The organism is Microbacterium sp. TPU 3598, from assembly GCF_002356155.1.
Taxonomy (GTDB): Bacteria; Actinomycetota; Actinomycetes; order Actinomycetales; family Microbacteriaceae; genus Microbacterium; species Microbacterium maritypicum_A.
Genome location: NZ_AP017975.1, coordinates 711,224 through 727,954 on the forward strand (window position 1 = coordinate 711,224; position 16,731 = coordinate 727,954).

18 protein-coding genes and 3 tRNA genes are annotated in these 16,731 nt (G+C 68.5%); 15 read left to right on the forward strand and 6 right to left on the reverse strand.

Features of this window, described 5'->3' with window-relative positions; translation table 11 throughout:
- Positions 1-124: 124 nt before the first annotated feature.
- From MST3598_RS03190 to MST3598_RS03200, 3 genes are all read left to right on the forward strand, one after another.
- On the forward strand, positions 125-388 hold the full coding sequence (locus MST3598_RS03190; RefSeq protein WP_208323594.1) for a hypothetical protein: 264 nt from the start codon (positions 125-127) through the stop codon (positions 386-388).
- A 132-nt stretch (positions 389-520) separates the two neighbouring features.
- The gene (locus MST3598_RS03195; protein WP_051667941.1) at positions 521-1,849 is read left to right on the forward strand and encodes an FG-GAP-like repeat-containing protein; all 1,329 of its coding nucleotides are present in this window, start codon (positions 521-523) and stop codon (positions 1,847-1,849) included.
- A gap of 19 nt (positions 1,850-1,868) precedes the next feature.
- Positions 1,869-2,711, forward strand: a complete 843-nt coding sequence (locus MST3598_RS03200) for a hypothetical protein (RefSeq protein WP_029259655.1) — start codon at positions 1,869-1,871, stop codon at positions 2,709-2,711.
- A 173-nt stretch (positions 2,712-2,884) separates the two neighbouring features.
- On the opposite strand, the gene MST3598_RS03205 is transcribed toward MST3598_RS03200, so the two are convergent.
- The 3 genes from MST3598_RS03205 to MST3598_RS03215 form a co-directional block, all read right to left on the reverse strand.
- Positions 2,885-2,957 (reverse strand) — tRNA-Phe (locus MST3598_RS03205).
- A 69-nt stretch (positions 2,958-3,026) separates the two neighbouring features.
- Positions 3,027-3,100 (reverse strand) — tRNA-Asp (locus MST3598_RS03210).
- A gap of 29 nt (positions 3,101-3,129) precedes the next feature.
- Positions 3,130-3,202, reverse strand: a tRNA-Glu gene (locus tag MST3598_RS03215).
- A gap of 210 nt (positions 3,203-3,412) precedes the next feature.
- On the opposite strand from MST3598_RS03215, the gene MST3598_RS03220 reads away from it, so the two are divergent.
- Positions 3,413-4,786, forward strand: a complete 1,374-nt coding sequence (locus tag MST3598_RS03220) for a M23 family metallopeptidase (protein WP_029259656.1) — start codon at positions 3,413-3,415, stop codon at positions 4,784-4,786.
- Between the two features lie 76 nt (positions 4,787-4,862).
- Here MST3598_RS03220 and MST3598_RS03225 read toward each other — a convergent pair whose 3' ends face one another.
- Both MST3598_RS03225 and MST3598_RS03230 read right to left on the reverse strand, forming a co-directional pair.
- Positions 4,863-5,354 carry an inorganic diphosphatase gene (locus MST3598_RS03225; protein ID WP_021198726.1) on the reverse strand — a complete coding sequence of 164 codons (492 nt, stop codon included), beginning with the start codon at positions 5,352-5,354 and terminating at the stop codon, positions 4,863-4,865.
- Between the two features lie 98 nt (positions 5,355-5,452).
- Positions 5,453-6,118, reverse strand: coding sequence for a TMEM175 family protein (locus MST3598_RS03230; RefSeq protein WP_021198725.1), 666 nt, complete (start codon positions 6,116-6,118; stop codon positions 5,453-5,455).
- Positions 6,119-6,208: 90 nt separating this feature from the next.
- Between MST3598_RS03230 and tilS the strand changes: the two genes are divergently transcribed.
- Positions 6,209-7,201 carry a tRNA lysidine(34) synthetase TilS gene (tilS, locus tag MST3598_RS03235; protein WP_021198724.1) on the forward strand — a complete coding sequence of 331 codons (993 nt, stop codon included), beginning with the start codon at positions 6,209-6,211 and terminating at the stop codon, positions 7,199-7,201.
- A gap of 63 nt (positions 7,202-7,264) precedes the next feature.
- Here tilS and MST3598_RS18750 read toward each other — a convergent pair whose 3' ends face one another.
- Complete coding sequence (locus tag MST3598_RS18750) at positions 7,265-7,864, reverse strand: DUF937 domain-containing protein (RefSeq protein WP_029259658.1); 600 nt, start codon at positions 7,862-7,864, stop codon at positions 7,265-7,267.
- A gap of 131 nt (positions 7,865-7,995) precedes the next feature.
- On the opposite strand from MST3598_RS18750, the gene hpt reads away from it, so the two are divergent.
- The 10 genes from hpt (at position 7,996) to MST3598_RS03290 (ending at position 16,728) form a co-directional block, all read left to right on the forward strand.
- Complete coding sequence (hpt, locus tag MST3598_RS03245; protein ID WP_021198722.1) at positions 7,996-8,547, forward strand: hypoxanthine phosphoribosyltransferase; 552 nt, start codon at positions 7,996-7,998, stop codon at positions 8,545-8,547.
- A 73-nt stretch (positions 8,548-8,620) separates the two neighbouring features.
- Entirely contained in the window at positions 8,621-10,621 is a 2,001-nt protein-coding gene (gene ftsH / locus MST3598_RS03250) for an ATP-dependent zinc metalloprotease FtsH (protein ID WP_029259659.1), read from the forward strand.
- Between the two features lies 1 nt (position 10,622).
- A complete protein-coding gene (folE, locus tag MST3598_RS03255; RefSeq protein ID WP_029259660.1) occupies positions 10,623-11,231 on the forward strand; it encodes a GTP cyclohydrolase I in 609 nt (202 codons plus the stop codon).
- Entirely contained in the window at positions 11,231-12,040 is an 810-nt protein-coding gene (folP, locus tag MST3598_RS03260; protein WP_029259661.1) for a dihydropteroate synthase, read from the forward strand. The genes folE and folP overlap by 1 nt, the downstream gene beginning before the upstream one ends.
- 33 nt (positions 12,041-12,073) lie before the next feature.
- Positions 12,074-12,469, forward strand: a complete 396-nt coding sequence (folB, locus tag MST3598_RS03265; RefSeq protein ID WP_029259662.1) for a dihydroneopterin aldolase — start codon at positions 12,074-12,076, stop codon at positions 12,467-12,469.
- A complete protein-coding gene (gene folK / locus MST3598_RS03270; protein WP_029259663.1) occupies positions 12,466-13,005 on the forward strand; it encodes a 2-amino-4-hydroxy-6-hydroxymethyldihydropteridine diphosphokinase in 540 nt (179 codons plus the stop codon). Before folB ends, folK begins: the two co-directional genes overlap by 4 nt.
- Positions 13,002-13,484, forward strand: a complete 483-nt coding sequence (locus MST3598_RS03275) for a DUF3180 domain-containing protein (protein ID WP_029259664.1) — start codon at positions 13,002-13,004, stop codon at positions 13,482-13,484. The genes folK and MST3598_RS03275 overlap by 4 nt, the downstream gene beginning before the upstream one ends.
- Positions 13,435-14,016, forward strand: coding sequence for a PH domain-containing protein (locus MST3598_RS03280; RefSeq protein ID WP_029259665.1), 582 nt, complete (start codon positions 13,435-13,437; stop codon positions 14,014-14,016). Before MST3598_RS03275 ends, MST3598_RS03280 begins: the two co-directional genes overlap by 50 nt.
- On the forward strand, positions 14,013-16,052 hold the full coding sequence (locus tag MST3598_RS03285; RefSeq protein WP_029259666.1) for a PH domain-containing protein: 2,040 nt from the start codon (positions 14,013-14,015) through the stop codon (positions 16,050-16,052). The genes MST3598_RS03280 and MST3598_RS03285 overlap by 4 nt, the downstream gene beginning before the upstream one ends.
- Complete coding sequence (locus MST3598_RS03290; RefSeq protein WP_029259667.1) at positions 16,042-16,728, forward strand: DUF2520 domain-containing protein; 687 nt, start codon at positions 16,042-16,044, stop codon at positions 16,726-16,728. Before MST3598_RS03285 ends, MST3598_RS03290 begins: the two co-directional genes overlap by 11 nt.
- Positions 16,729-16,731: the final 3 nt, after the last annotated feature.

A 16,731-nucleotide genomic window follows, 5' to 3' on the forward strand; every position in this document is an offset into this window, starting at 1 on the left:
CACCGCGCGCGTACTGCCTCTTCTGAGGTCTGTGCGCAACCCCCTCTGCGAGAGGTGATCCCCTCGATACCGTCGCAGCATGACGACAGCGGAGTGACAACGAGTGGAGGGCAAGGTGCAGACGATGGCGCGGACGCGGATTGCGCTCAACGAATCGGAATTCTTCCTGGCCCAGGGTCAGGACGTCGCCGAGCTGAGAGGGCGCATGGAAGAGGCGATGCGCGCCGGAGGAGGGTTCGTCGAATTCGTCGTGGTGGGCAATCGATCGGTCAGCGTGCTCATCACCGCGGCGACCCAGGTCGTGATCTCGGTCGAGACGGTGGAGTTCGACGCGCGCGACACCGGCGACAGCGCGGTGCCGTACGGCGGCGAGTACGACCTGCTGTGAGCGTGGGGTGAGCACTCCTGGGGCGGATGTGAGGGAGTCCCGGCCGCGCTCGGCGAGGGAACGCCGTGCCCTGCTACGGTGACGACGGTGGGCATCGCGCCCCTGGGGCCGTCGAGCAAGAGGAACTTCGAGATGAAGGGTGTGTCCCGCCTGCGTCTTGGCCGCATCGGGATCGCCACCGTGCTCGTGCTGGTGACCGGGGCGCTTGTGTCCTCACTCGCAGCGGGCGCTCCGGCGACGGCGGCCACCGACGGCCAGATGGTCTACCCTGCTTCGGGAAACATCCAGTCGAAGGTCGGGGATGGCTGTCGCGGAAACTATCGCGCGCATGACGGCATCGATATCTCCGGCGCGGGTGGCACGCCGATCCTCGCCGCATACAGCGGAGTCATCAAGTCGCGAACGGTGAACAGCGGATACGGGAACTACACCGACGTCGAGCACCCGGGCGGTTACGTCACGCGCTACGCGCACATGGCATCGCCCGGTACGTATGCGCCGGGGACCAGGGTGGAGCGCGGACAGCAGATCGGTGTCGTGGGCAACACCGGGAACTCGCCGGCCTACCACCTGCACTTCGAGCTGCGTCTGAACGGAGCGGTGTACACCGCGATCAACGACGGCTTCACCTGCCTCTCGAACATCACACGCGGAGGCCTGCTCCCCTTGCATGTTCCTGGTCTGGGCACGGGCGCGGTGCCTGCGCCGTCGTCCGCAGATTACACGGGTGACAAGAAGGCAGACCTTCTCATCATTGCGGGAAACGGGGATCTCCGGCTTCGCGCAGGCAGCGGAACCGGGGGATTCCAGTCCCCCACCACGGTGGCCAGCGGGTGGGGTGGGATTCGGAGGCACATCACCCACAGCGACTTCAACGGCGACGGCAAGGGGGACATGCTCGCGGCCCGATCCGACGGCACACTCGAGTTCTACGCGGGGCTCGGGAACGGGACTTTCGCCGCACGGGCGGATATCGGTGGTGGCTGGTACGAGTTGCTGCATGTGACTTCCGGGGCCGACTACACCGGTGATGGGAAGCAGGACCTGATAGGCGTCTCGGCGACCGGGTTCCTGACCATCTACCAGGGCAACGGAGCGGGAGGGTTCGGGTCATCGCACCTCACACTGTCATCGGGCGGCTGGGGCGGATTCCACTTCCTCGTCGGCGGCGACTTCGACAACGATGGCCGAGGCGACCTGATGGCGGTCGGCGACGATGGACATCTCTATTTTTATCCCGGATTCTCGTATGGGTTCGGCCAGTGGCGACGCGTCGGCGGGGGGTGGATGGAATTCACCGCCGTTACCGGCGGCGTCGACTACGACGGCGACGGTCGTGCGGATCTTCTGGGAAGGACGTCCGCTGGCGAGCTGTATTTCTATCCCGGTCTCGGCAACGGCACCTTCGGCCAGAACAACAAAGTCGGTGCCGACTGGGCGGAGCACCTCGACCTCGAGTGACGCGGCGTATCGTGGGCGCATGGTCGGCACCACGTTCGAGGAGATCGCGGCCGGGCTGTACTCCGGCCGTCCGGATGCGTTCGTGTCATCGCGCAAGGCTCGAGCCGCAGAGGTCGATGCGGAGCTCGCTCCACGGATCCTCGCCCTGCGGAAGCCGTCGATCGCGGCCTGGGTGGTGAACGTGTTCGCGCAGGAGCGGGCTGGTCAGCTCGGGGAGGCATTGGAGCTGGCGCGAGAGCTTCGCGAGGCACAGGATGATCTCGACGCCTCGGCACTGGCGAAACTCGGCCGAGAGCGTCGCGCGCTGACGAGGAAGCTCGCCCAAGCCGCAGGCGAGTTGGCCGCGGCGAGGGGAGAGCGCGTCACCGCCTCCACGCTCGAGGCGGTCGAGCAGAGCATCTCTGCGGCCTTCTACGACCCGGCAGCGGCCGCGGCCGTCGCCTCCGGACGACTGTCACGTGCTCTGGACCCGTCAGCGACGCCGAGCGACATCCGCGACGCCGTGGCGGGGGACGTGCCCGAACTCATCTCTGCCTCTGCGCCGCCAGCGGACGAACTGCAGGCCCGTCGCGCACGACGGGAGGCCGAGCGCGCGATCGCTTCGGCGGAGAAGGAACAGGCATCCGCCGAACGCGAGCTGACACAGCGAGAGGCGGCGTGGACGGAACTGCGGGCCCGCCGGGACGTGCTCACCGAGCATGTGTCCGAGCTCGAGGCCCAATTGGCTCGAGCTCGCATCGACCTCGTCGAGGTCGAGCGTGAGATTCCGGAGGCGGAGCGGGGTCACACCGACGCGGCAGCGCGGGCGGGAGCCGCTGCAGATGCTCTGGACCGCGCCCGGAAGGCGAAGGACGCGCTCTGAGCAACCGCGTCCTCCGGTCGGGACGCAGCGTCGGGATGTGCCGATCGCTCGGCGGCCGGGCCGGAACACCCCCAGGGAGCGGCGCAGAACCGTGCCTCACCGGGGCAAAGCAAAACCCCCGCCATGTAGAAGCTAGGCGAGGGTTTCTGGGCTGATTGTAATGATCAGCCGTGTGGCTCCGACCGGCATCGATCCGGTGACCTTTCGATTTTCAGTCGAACGCTCTACCAACTGAGCTACAGAGCCGCGCGACCGGCGAACCTGTCGCGTCCTAGACGAAGAGCCCTCTCCGAAGAAAGAGCTCATCGCACGGAGCGACCCTGACGGGACTTGAACCCGCGACCTCCGCCGTGACAGGGCGGCACGCTAACCAACTGCGCTACAGGGCCATACTTGTTTTCAATTATATCGGAAGGTGTGACCCCAACGGGATTCGAACCCGTGCTACCGCCGTGAAAGGGCGGCGTCCTAGGCCGCTAAACGATGGGGCCGAGTCAGTCCCGGGGGACTTCCTTGCCGACGCTCAAGCATAAGGGATGTTTCGGGCAAATCGCGAATCGAGGGCGCGGCGCCGCAACCCGGGCGTGTTCCGGGGGCACGATCGACGTGTCGGGAGTGGACGAAGACGCCGCCATGCCCCCTGGTGCGGATGTGAAGGTTGTTGTTAGTGTGGCAACTGTGAAACCGGCGGAAGGGGCCGTGTGAACGACAAGATCACGCTGGACGCTGCAGTTGCTGCGGCGTCCGAGGACTGCGGCTGCGCGCCCAGCCCGACCGAACGCCGTGCGTTCGGCAAGAACGGCATCAGCCGTCGTGGAGCCCTCGGCATCGGCGCGCTCGGTGTCGTCGCGCTGAGCGCGTTCGGCATCACCAACGGCGTCTCCGCCGCCTATGCCGCCACGTACCCGAGCTGGGACGACGTGCAGCGCGCGAAGAGCAATGAAGCGGCCAAGGCCGCGGAGGTCTCGCGCATCGAGGGACTGATCCAGTCGCTCACGCAGAAGGTGGCCGAGACCCAGGCCGCGGCCAAGGTCGCGTCCCAGGAGTTCTACGACGCGCAGCAGGCTTACTTCGCTGCGGCCACCGAGGCCGACTCCATGCAGGCGAAGGCCGACGAACAGGCGGGGGTCGCCGACAGCTCGGCGCGCAAGGCGGGCCAGGTGGCCGCCCAGCTCTACCGCAACGGCGGCGACGACACGTCGATGGAGCTGTTCTTCGCCGGGTCGGCGAGCAACGCCGATGAGCTGCTCGCGCGCCTGGGCACGATGGACAAGCTCCTCGAGTACAACCAGTCGGTCTACGACAAGGCTGTCGCGGCGCGCAACTCCGCGCAGTCCCTCAGCGATCAGGCCGTCGTCGCGAGGAACGAGCGCGACCGGTTGCAGAAGGTCGCCGAAGAGAAGATGGTCGCGGCTCAGCAGGCGGCGGATGCGGCTCAGGCCGCTCTGGACGAGCAGTCGGCCAACCTCGCCACGATGCAGGCGCAGCTCGCCGCTCTCAAGGACGCGACCACCCAGACGGTCGCCGGCTACCAGGCCGGTGTCGAAGCCGAGGCGAAGGCTCGTCGCGAACGCGAAGCCGCCGAGCGCGCAGCGGCTGCGGCCGCAGCAGCTGCGGGTGGTGGCGGTGGTGGTGGCGGTGGCGGAAGCCAAGGCAGCGGTGGCTGGTGCCGCCCGCACGGCGGAGGAAAGAGTTCGGGATACGGACCCCGTTCCGTGCAGTGCGGCTCTCAGGGCTGCTCCTCGTCGTTCCACTACGGCACCGACTTCGCCAACGGCTGCGGTTCCCCGATCTACGCTGCGAATTCGGGCACGGTCGACTACGCGGGACCCAACGACGGGTATGGCAACTACATCCGCATCCAGCACGGCGGCGGTGTCGGAACCGGTTATGCCCACATCCGTGACGGCGGCATCCTCGTCCGCAGGGGGCAGAGCGTCAGTTCCGGTCAGGTCATCGCCTACGCGGGGAACACGGGCCGCTCGTTCGGTTGCCACCTGCACTTCGAGGTCTACGTCAACGGTGGCCCCGTGAACCCCGTGGCCTTCCTCGGGGCACGCGGAGTCTCCGCCTGACCAGCTCTCACCTCTGCACGAAGAAGACCCCCGGCCGCTGAGCGGAACCGGGGGTCTTCTTCGTGCAGGCGGAGGGTCAGTGACCCTGCTCGCCGAAGCGGACGATGGCCTCGTCGAGGATGCGCTGCGCCTCGGCGGCGTTGCCCCACTCGTCGACCTTGACCCACTTGTTGGGCTCGAGGTCCTTATAGTGCTCGAAGAAGTGCGAGATCTCCTTCTTCGTGTACTCGGCGATGTCGTCGATGTCCTGGATGTGCGCCCAGCGCGGGTCCTTCGAGAGCACGGCGACGAGCTTGTCGTCTCCACCGGCCTCATCGCTCATCTTCAGCACGGCCACGGGACGGACCTCGACGACGACACCGGGGTAGATGGCGTGGTCGAGCAGCACGAGCACGTCGAGCGGGTCGCCGTCCTCGCCGAGGGTGTTGTCGAAGTAGCCGTAGTCGGCCGGGTAGCCGAAGGTCGTGTAGAGCACGCGGTCGAGGTGCACTCGTCCGGTCTCGTGGTCGACCTCATACTTCACGCGGCTGCCGCGCGGAATCTCGATGACGGCGTCGTGTGCGCCCATGCGTGTGCTCCTCAGGAAAAGTTCGGTTGGATGCCGCGGACTAGCCTACCCGCGGCGCTCGCGCGCCCGGGGGCCGGCGTGCTCAGGACCCGGCGTGCTCAGGACCCGGCGTCGACGGTCGGCACGTCGTCGTCATTCGATCGTCTGCGGAACAGACGATTCAGCAGTCGGCTCATCGGGTCGCTCAGGAGCAGCAGGAAGAGACCGGCGTATCCGTTCGGCGAGGCGGCGACCGCGATGACGAGTGCGGCGGCGAACAGGATGATCGCCGCGAGGTCGCCGATCGCCCCCAACCGGATGGTCTCGGTCGACACCTCGCCGAGTTCGGGATGACGCGCCAGATAGAGCCAGCCGGCGAGGGTGGTGACCTGGGTCATGATCAGCGTGCCGATGTACACCACGGCCTGCAGCGCGTCGGTGTCCATCTGGCCGATCATCGCGGTGGGGACCGGCAGCCAGACGATCGTGGCCATCCACGCCACGTTGATCCACAGCAGTGGTCCGGTGATCCGCTCCACGTCCCGGTACTGGCGGTGGTGCCCCATCCAGAACGTGGCGATGAGGAGGAAGCTCAGCCCGAAGCTCAGCAGCTGCCCCGAATGCTCGTCCAGGAACTCGGCCGTGCTCGTGTGGCCGGATGCGGCCTCGGAGACCGACTCCATGAGGGGCAGGATGAGCAGTGTCATGGCGATCGCCACGACGGCGTCGACGAATGCCTTGAACCTCTCGGTCCGGAACGGACGTGTACGCGTGTTGTCGGTCACGGCGTCAGGATAGCCCCGCCACAGCGCCGCACCGTCGTGCGCGCGCGGATCGGAAGAGCGCCGAGCAGGGGAGTGCCCTAGCGTGGACGGGTGCCGTCACTTCCTCCCGCCATCGCCGAGATCCGCCTCGCCGTGCGCACCGCGCTCGCCGAACTCCCCGAAGGATCGACGGTCATCGTCGCCCTCTCCGGAGGCGCGGACTCGCTCGCGCTCGCCGCGGCCACCGCCTTCGAAGCACCCAAGCTCGGTGTCCGTGCGGCGTCGTTGACGGTCGATCACGGCCTGCAGGACGACTCCGCGGAGGTCGCCTCCGGCGCGGCGCGCACGGCCGCCGAGCTGGGTCTCGACCCCCTGCTCGTGCGCGTCGACGTCGCGGGCGAGGGAGGGCCCGAAGCCGCTGCTCGTGATGCCCGCTACGGCGTTCTTCGCGATGCGGCCATCGATGTCGGTGCCGCCGCGGTGCTGCTCGGGCACACCCTCGACGACCAGGCGGAGACAGTGCTCCTCGGACTCGCCCGCGGCTCCGGCGCCGCGAGCCTGCAGGGGATGGCGCCGGTGCGGGAGGACGACGACGGCGTGCGGTGGGTACGCCCCTTGCTAGGGGTGCGCCGGGAGACGACGCGGGCATTCTGCGCGGCATCGGCCCTCGACCCCTGGGATGACCCGCACAACCTCGATGGCCGCTACGCGAGGGTCCGGGTGCGCGAGCGCGTGCTCCCCGTGCTCGAGGCCGAGCTCGGTCCCGGCATCGCCGAGGCCCTCGCCCGCACGGCAGAGCAGCTGCGGGAGGACGCGGAGGCGTTCGACGAGATGATCCACGAGACCATCGAGGACATCGTCGAGCACGCGGAGGCGGGGATCTCGGTCAGCGTGGCGGCGCTCGCCGCGAACCCGGCGGCGCTGCGCAACAGGATCATCCGCCTCGTCGTCGACAGCGAGTTCGGGGTGAGCTTGACGCGGGTGCAGACCATCGAGGTCGCGCGACTGGTGACCGACTGGAGCGGCCAGGGACCGATCGACCTCCCCGAGTGCTCGGTCGTGCGACAGGGCGGCCGCATCGTCTTCACGGCATCCGGTCGCTGAGCGCGTTTCGTCTCGGGCGCCTGTGGCGTCTTCGCGAGACGGAACGCGCTCAGCGCGGAAGCTCTACTTCTTGCCGCCGAAGAGGCCGCCGAGGATCCCTCCGAGGTCGATGCCACCGCCGGATGCGCCGTTGCTGCCACCGCCCAGCAGCCCGCCGATCACGTCACCGATGCCGCCGCCGGCGGAGCCGCCCTTGTCGCCGCCACCGAGGATGCCTCCGATGAGGTCACCGATGCCTCCAGAGCTCTCCGCGCCGGCATCCGCCTTCGCGGCCTTGTCCTTGCTCGCGTTCGCGATGAGGCCCATCACGATGGGAGCGAGGATCGGCAGCAGCTTGCCGAAGTCGATGCCGGGGGTCGCCTTCGACTCGGTGAGCTCCTTCGTGACCTCCTTCTCCTTCGGACCGAGGATGTGCGCGACGATCTTGCCGCCGTCGGCCTGATCGATGTCGTCGACCTTCGCGGCGCCGGCGCTGCCCTCGTGCTTCTTCAGTGCGTTCTGGATCGCGGCGGAGCCCTCGTCAGTCTTGGCGTTCTGCGCGAGCCCGCCGAGCAGCACCGCACCGCCCTGCTCGACAGCGACCTTGGCCTCGTCCCGCGAGACGCCCAGCTTCTCGGCGATGTCGTCGATCGGCACCTGCCTGAGGATGTCGTCAAGAGCCATGGTGAATCCTTCCGTCGGGGCGTCCGCCCACATCACCGCTCACAGTAGTGCGGATGGCGCGGGAGGGGGAGATGCCTTCCCGGCCGACCCACCGGGACCGAGCATCCGATCGCGTCGCCTAAAATCGATCCATGCGCGCCGCGGAAATCCAGGACGACCTCACCAGCATTCTCGTCACAGAGGAGCAGATCCTCGCCAAGCTCGATGAACTCGCGGCACAGGTCGCAGAGGATTATGCGGGCAAGGACCTCGTCCTCGTCGGCGTCCTCAAGGGCGCGGTGATGGTGATGGCCGACTTCGCCAGGGCATTGCCCTTCCACGCACCGATGGACTGGATGGCGGTCTCGAGCTACGGTGCGAGCACCAAGTCCAGCGGTGTCGTGCAGATCCGCAAGGACCTCGACACCGACCTGAACGGCAAGCACGTGCTGATCGTCGAGGACGTCATCGATTCGGGCCTGACCCTCAGCTGGCTGCTGGAGAACTTCGGATCCCGCGGAGCCGAGTCGATCGAAGTGCTCGCCCTCCTGCGCAAGCCCGAGGCCGCGAAGGTCGTCATCGACTGCAAGTACGTCGGGTTCGACATCCCGACCGATTTCGTCGTCGGATACGGCCTCGACTACGACGAGCGCTACCGCAACCTGCGCGACGTCGCGGTGCTCGCTCCGCATGTCTACAGCTGACGACCGCGACGCGCTACGCCGTGGGTGAACGCACAGCGACCCCCTAGGGCGCGCGCGATACGCTGATCCGATCATGGATGTGAAGAAGCTCACCCGGAATCCGCTGATCTACGTCGCGCTGATCGGCGTGCTCCTGTTCGGCGGTTTCCTGCTGATCTCGAATCTGGGCGCGCCCAAGCAGATCACGACGCAGGAGGGGCTCAAGCTGCTCTCCGGCACGACGGTCACCGAGGTCGTGAACACCGACGGCGACCAGCGCGTGGACATGACGCTCTCGAAGCCCTTCAAGGGCTCGGAGGACGTGCAGTTCTACTACGTCGACGCCCGCGCCGACGAGGTGGTCGGCGCGATCAACGAGGCGGCTCCGAAGGACGGCTTCAACGACGCCGTTCCCCGCGCGACCTGGTTCGACGGCTTCCTCTCGCTCCTTCTTCCGCTGGTGCTGCTCGGCCTGCTGTTCTGGTGGCTCCTGTCGTCCATGCAGGGTGGCGGCGGCAAGGTCATGCAGTTCGGCAAGTCCAAGGCCAAGCTCGTCAACAAGGAGACCCCCACCGTCACCTTCGCCGATGTCGCCGGTGCCGACGAGGCCATCGAAGAACTCCATGAGATCAAAGAGTTCCTCCAGGACCCCGCGAAGTTCCAGGCCATCGGCGCCCGCATCCCGAAGGGCGTGCTGCTGTACGGCCCTCCCGGAACCGGCAAGACGCTCCTCGCCCGCGCCGTCGCCGGAGAGGCAGGCGCCCCGTTCTACTCCATCTCCGGTTCCGACTTCGTCGAGATGTTCGTCGGCGTCGGCGCCTCCCGCGTGCGCGACCTCTTCGGCCAGGCCAAGGAGAATGCGCCCGCCATCATCTTCATCGACGAGATCGACGCCGTCGGCCGTCACCGCGGCGCCGGTATGGGCGGCGGCAATGATGAGCGCGAGCAGACCCTCAACCAGATGCTGGTCGAGATGGACGGCTTCGACCCGAACGCGAACGTCATCGTGATCGCGGCGACCAACCGCCCCGACATCCTCGATCCCGCGCTGCTGCGCCCCGGTCGCTTCGACCGTCAGATCGGCGTGGACGCGCCCGACCTCAAGGGCCGACAGAAGATCCTCGAGGTGCACAGCAAGGGCAAGCCTCTCGCGAAGAGCGTCGACCTCGAAGTCGTCGCCCGCAAGACCCCCGGTTTCACCGGCGCGGATCTGGCCAACGTGCTCAACGAGGCCGCGCTGCTCACCGCGCGCTCGAACGCGCAGCTGGTCGACAACCGTGCTCTCGACGAGGCCATCGACCGCGTGATCGCCGGTCCGCAGCGACGCACCCGTGTGATGCGCGACAAGGAGAAGCTGATCACGGCTTACCACGAGGGCGGCCACGCGCTCGCGGCGGCGGCGATGAACTACACCGACCCCGTGACCAAGATCACGATCCTGCCCCGTGGCAAGGCTCTCGGCTACACGATGGTGCTGCCGCTGGACGACAAGTACTCGGTCACCCGAAACGAGCTCCAGGACCAGCTGACCTACGCCATGGGTGGCCGCGTCGCGGAGGAGATCGTGTTCCACGACCCCACCACAGGTGCCTCGAACGACATCGAGAAGGCGACCTCGATCGCGCGCAAGATGGTCATCGAGTACGGCATGACCACGCAGGTCGGACCGGTCAAGCTGGGCACCGAGGGCGGCGACATGTTCGTCGCACGCGACATGGGACGCGGTCGCGAGTATTCGGAGAAGGTCGCGGAGCGGGTCGACGCCGAGGTGCGTGCCCTCATCGAACAGGCGCACAACGAGGCGTACGAGGTCATCAGCGAGAACCGCGACATCCTCGACAAGCTCGCTTTGGCGCTGCTCGAGGAGGAGACCCTCGACCACAACCAGATCGCGGAGATCTTCACCGAGATCAAGAAGCTTCCCGAGCGCCCGCTGTGGCTGTCGAGCGAAGGGCGCCCGGTGTCCGAGCGTCCTCCGATCGAGGTGCCGAAGAAGGACGTCTCGCTTGCGGCATCCGTGGAGGCTCCGGCCGGAACGCCGCGCACGCAGCAGGGTTCGGCGGGAGCCGGGCACCCGCGGCCCGCGACGGCGTGACGTGACCGTCGACAGGCAGCGCGTCGAGCGGCTCACGAGGGAGCTGCTCGAAGCGATCGGCGAGGACCCGGACCGGCCAGGGCTGAAACAGACCCCGATGCGGATGGGCGAGCTGTACTCCGAGTTCTTCTCGGGCGTCGGCGAAGACCCGGCCGAGCCGCTCGCGCGCACCATCAGCGTCTCCCGCGGCCCCGCACCGGATACCCTGCCCTCCGGCGCCGTGTTGCTGCGCGACATCCGCTTCCGCTCCGTCTGCGAGCACCATCTGCTGCCCTTCGCCGGTCATGCGCATATCGCCTACCTCCCCGGGGAGCAGGTCGTGGGGCTCGGAGCGCTCGTGCGCGTCGTCGAGATCCTCGCGGCGCGTCCTCAAGTGCAGGAGCGCCTCGGGGAGCAGATCGCCGACACGATCGCAGAGCACCTCGACACCCGCGGGGTGCTGGTCGTGCTCGATGCGGCACACGGGTGCGTCACGATGCGCGGCGGGCGGCAGACCGAGGCATCGACGCTCACCATCGCGGCGCGCGGAGAGTACACGGACGCCCCCGCCCGAGCGGAGCTCATCACCCTGATCGGCGCGTCGGTGCCTCTCGGGGGTGCGGCGCGCTGATGACCGGGATCTGGGGCATCGTCAACGTGACACCCGATTCGTTCAGCGACGGCGGACGCTATCTCGACGTCGATCGCGCGGTCGCCCACGGGCTGCGACTGCGAGCCGAGGGTGCGGCTGTGCTCGATGTGGGCGGAGAATCGACCAGGCCGGGCGCCGACCGCGTCGGCGACGAGGTCGAACAGCAGCGCGTCATCCCCGTGATCGAACAGCTCGCTGCCGCGGGTGTTCCCGTGAGCATCGACACGCTCAGCGCATCGACGGCGGCTGCGGCCGTGCGGGCGGGCGCCAGGATCGTGAACGACGTCTCCGGAGGGCTCGCCGATCCCGAGATGCGCGCGGCCGTCGCGGAGTCCGGGGCCGATTTCGCGATCGGTCATTGGCGTGGCTTCTCCGCGGACATGTACGCGAACGCCGAGTACCGTCGCGTCGCCCGTGAGGTCGCGGGGGAGCTGCAGGAGCGCATCGGCGAGGCGGCGGCCTCCGGAATCGCCCCATCGCGCCTGATCGTCGACCCGGGTATCGGGTTCGCCAAGGCGGGCGCGCAGAACTGGGAGGTGCTGCGGGGGCTCGACGAGATCGTCGCCCTCGGGCCGCGCGTGCTCATCGGCACATCGCGCAAGCGGTTCCTCGCCGAAGTACTGCGCCAGGAAGCCGAGAGCGACGGTGACGTGTCGGAGTCTCGACGCGACCTCGCTACCGCTGTGACCAGTGCTCTCGCGGTCAGGGCCGGAGCCTGGGCCGTGCGTGTGCATGATGTGGCGAGCACGCGCGACGCCCTCGCGATCGCGCACGCCTGGGAAGGCTGAGGGCGCATCGGGGTGGCCCCGTACGCTAGAAGCATGGAGTCCCTCGACGAGATCGTCCTCACCGGTCTGACCGTCTTCGGCCGTCATGGTGTCTTCGAGCACGAACGCCGCGACGGGCAGGAGTTCACGATCGATCTTCGTCTGCGGTTGTCGCTCGCGCAGGCTGCCGTCTCCGACGAAGTGAGGGACACCGTGCACTACGGAGAGCTCGCCGAGAAGGTGGCTGCGGTCGTGGCCGGGGAACCGGTGAACCTGATCGAGACGCTCGCCGAGAGGATCGCCGCCGTCGGTCTCGAAGACCGTCGGGTGCAGGACGTCGCCGTGACCGTGCACAAGCCGCACGCGCCGATCGCTCTGGACTTCACCGATGTGGCGGTCACCGTGCATCGCCGCCGAACGCCTGACGCGCTGGAGGACACGACCGTATGAGCCGCAACCTCGCGAACCCGCCCGACATGCCCGCGCCTCGTCCCGGACGTCCGGAGACCACCGCGGTCGTCGCCCTCGGCGCGAACCTCGGCGACCGCCACGACACGATCAGGGCGGCCGCCGAGAGGATCGCGCGGCTCCCGCTGGTCAGCGAGGTGCGCCTCTCCCGGTTGTTCGAGACCGTCGCCCTCCGGCTCGACGGGCCCGATCCCGAGGCACCCGGCTACGTCAACGCCGTGGCTCTGGTGACCACGCGCCTCGCTCCCGAGATCCTTCTCGGGATGCTGCACGCCATCGAGGACGAGAACGGCCGAGAGCGACGGGAGCGCTGGGGCGACCGCACGCTCGACCTCGACCTGATCGCGTACGGCGAGATCATCTCCGACGAACCGCGTCTGCAGCTGCCGCATCCGCGCGCTGCCGAACGCCTCTTCGTGCTCGAACCGTGGCTGGATGTCGACCAGGACGCGGTGCTGCTCGGCCGGGGCAGAGTCGCCGACCTCGTGGCGGAACTGCGGGCCCGGAGCGAGGGATGAGACGCACCTCTGCGGGCGTGCTCGTCGTCCTCGCACTGCTCGCCGGCGGAGGCGGGTTCCTGCTCGATCACCTGTTGACGGCATCGGGACGTGTCACGTTCACGCCCTCGCTCCTGCTTCCGGTGCTCCTCCTGCTGATCGCCGCAGCCTCCCTCGGGGTCGCATGGCCGGTGCGGCGCAGCGTGCGGTCGGGCATCCGCATCGATCCCTTCCGCGCACTCAGAGCGGCGACACTCGCGCGGGCCTCGAGTCTGCTCGGCGCCATCATGGCGGGGTTCGGAGCCGGGCTGCTCGTGTTCCTCCTGTCACGTCCCGTCATTCCGCAGGTAGGGTCGACTGTGGCCATGCTGGCCCTGATCGGAAGCGCGATCGTCCTCGTGATCGCCGCGCTCGTCGCCGAGCAGTTCTGCACCCTGCCGAAGGATCCTGATGACTCAGAACCCAGAGACCGCGCCCCTGAACCCGGCGGAGGGCACTGACCTCGACGCCCTCGACAGGGGGACGTACACCCAGCTGCGCACGGTACGCAACGAGGCCCGCCTCGAACTCGACGGCACGTGGCACCAGATCTCGCCGCGCTATGTCGTGTCGCAGATCGTGCAGAACGTGATCTTCATCGCGATCGTCGCGATCGCCGCCGTCGTGCTGAACGTGGTGCTGAATCAGCAGTGGGTGTGGATCCCCGCCGGGATCATCCTGCTCATCACCGTGTTCGCCCTCATCATCCTCCCGCGCCAGGCGAAGGCGATCGGCTACATGCTCCGCGCCGACGACATCGTCTTCCGCAAGGGCATCCTGTGGCAGCGCATGATCGCTGTCCCCTACGGTCGCATGCAGCTGGTCGACATCACGCAGGGGCCGCTCGACCGCGCGTTCGGCATCGCCCAGCTCAAGATGGTCACGGCCGCCGCGACGACCGGCGTGCAGATCCCCGGTCTGACGCAGGGCGCGGCCGAGGCGCTGCGCGACACCCTCATCCAGGTCGCCGAGACCCGTCGGACCGGCCTGTGAGCGAGCAGCAGCCCCCTTTCGCGCCGAGCGCGCCCCTGCCCGTCGAGGAGGGTTCCACGACGCTCGCGAACGGTGAGTGGCACCGCATGCACCCCCTCACCCCGCTCTTCAAGGGCGGGCTCGCGCTGATCATCATCGCGGGTATCGTCATCGCGAACATGCGGGATCGCCTGATCACCTGGGCCGTGGGCATCTTCACGCCCGAAGAAGCGCACTACGGCGACTACGCCGGTGCCGATCCTGTCGACTGGGTGCTCTCGAACAACCTGATCCTGGTCGCGCTCCTCAGCGTGCTCGGGCTCGTGATCGTGCTGGTGCTGATCTTCTGGTTCGTCTGGCGCTTCCAGCAGTTCCGGATCACCGGCGATCACGTCGAGGTCCGCAAGGGAATCATCTTCCGCTCCCACCGCCGCGCACCTCTCGACCGCGTGCAGGGCGTGAACCTGACACGCCCGTTCCCCGCCCGCATCATCGGTCTCGCGAAGCTCGAGGTGGTCGGAGCCGGCAACGACGCGAACGTCGAGCTCGAATACCTCGCGACGCCCCGCGCAGAGTCGGTGCGTGCCGACATCCTGCGTCTGGCATCGGGTGCTCGTGCGGCGCGCGACGCCGCGCTGAACCCGGCGGCAACGTCGGCCGCGCCCGGTCCGACATCCGCCCGGGCGCAGCTGGTCGGTTCGATGAACGCGGGTGTCAACGGCCTCATCTCCGGCGTCGACCTCGCCGATGTCGTCCCCGAGAGCGTCGTGAAGATCCCGACCGGCCGGCTTGTGGGCTCGCAGCTGATCTCCGGGCTGCTGTGGTTCGTCTTCTTCGGAGCGATCTTCGCGATCGCGATCGGCAGCGCGTTGATCGGGATGCTGGCCGATGGCAACTCGGATGGAGGTTTCGTCCTCCTCGGGCTGGGTCTCGGCATGGGCGTCCCCATGGTCATCGCCGTGGTCGGTATCACCTGGGCGCAGATCTCGAAGTCGCTGCGCTACTCGATCGCTCCGACTCCTGACGGCGTGCGCATCACCTACGGTCTTCTCACGACCGTGACCGAGACGCTCCCGCCGGGACGCATCTTCGCGGTGGAGGTGTCGCAGTCGCTGCTGTGGCGCCCGTTCGGGTGGTGGACGATCAAGATCAACCGTATGAGCGGCAAGAGCGCAGCCCAGCAGTCGTCGGGAAGCGGACAGCAGTTCAACGTGGTGCTGCCCGTCGGCAAACGCGCCGATGTCGAACGCGTGCTCGCGCTGGTGCTCCCCGACGTTCCTGGGGAGAGCATCCCGTTCCTCTGGGATCAGGGCGTCGTGGGTCCCGCCGATGGCGACGCGTATCGGACGATGCCACGGCGTGCAGCGTGGCGGCGTCCGTTCTCCTGGAAGCGACACGGCTACCTCGTCGCCGACTTCGGTCTGCTGCTGCGCCGCGGAAACGTCTGGCGCAAGCTCGCCGTGTTCCCGCTGGCACGTCTGCAGGGGGTCTCGCTCAGCCAGGGACCGATCGACCGGCACCAGCGGGTTTCCGGCGCACAGGTGCACACGGTCCCCGGGCCGATCACCGGGTACCTCTCGGGTCTCGAACGTGCCGATGCGCTGGCTCTGGTCGACGAGGTCAGCCGCGCGGCAGCGGAGGCGGCGTCTCGCGACACCACCCACCGCTGGAGTGCGCACGCGACGGAGATTCCCGTCGCAGCGCCTCCGGCCCCGCCGGCGTACACCGGCCCGCCGCCGGTCTTCCCCGTCCCCGGACAGGCAGGGCCGCCCGCCCCGCCCGTATCGCCGCCTGCACCACCGGTCGCTCCGCCGTCGCCCCCGGTGCTTCCGGTGCTTCCGCCGGCATCTCCGGTGGGACCGCCTTCGGGTGTACCGGCTGCTCCGCCGGCGCCCCCGGTGCTTCCGCCGGTCGGACCGCCCGCGGCTCCACCGGCAGCACCCGCGGAGAACGCTCCGGAGGGTCCACAGGTGCCTCCGAACGTCCCGGCTGCTCCGCCGGCAGCTCCTCCCGCACCCCCGCTGCTCCGGCGGACGAGGCGCGACGATGGCGCGTGACGGACGCCTCGGCGTCGGCATCATCGGGGCAGGGCGCGTAGGGCCGGTCGTCGGGGCGGCGCTCGGCGGTGCAGGACATGCCGTGATCGGGATCACCAGCGGATCCGACGACGAACGCGCCTCGGCCGTGCTGCCGGACGTGCCGGTTCTCGATGCCCTGGAGGTCGTGCGTCGCGCCGAGCTCGTGATCATCGCGGTACCCAGCGAGCAGCTGCCGTCGCTCGTCGCGGGCATCGCCGAGGTGGGCGGCTGGCAGATCGGCCAGCTCGTGCTGCACACCGACCCCGGCTACGGCATCGACGTGCTGCGCCCGGCAGCCGAACGCGGGGCGATCCCCCTCGCCGTGCATCCCGCGATCACCTTCACAGGGACGTCGATCGACCTTCGGCAGCTGCATGCCGGGTTCGCCGCGGTGACCGCTCCGGTCGCCGTGCTGCCGATCGCCCAGGCCCTCGCCGTGGAGATGGGGTGCGAGCCCGTCGTGATCGCGGAGGCGGATCGCGCGGCCTACGCCGATGCGATCGCGACAGCCACCGAGTTCTCGCGGTCGATCATCGGACAGTCGACCGCGCGACTACGGGAGATCGGCGTGGAGAACCCCGGCGGCTACCTCTCGGCGTTGGTGCAGTCGACCGTCGAGCGCGCGCTGCGCGAAGCCTCCGACGCGCCCCGCTGATCT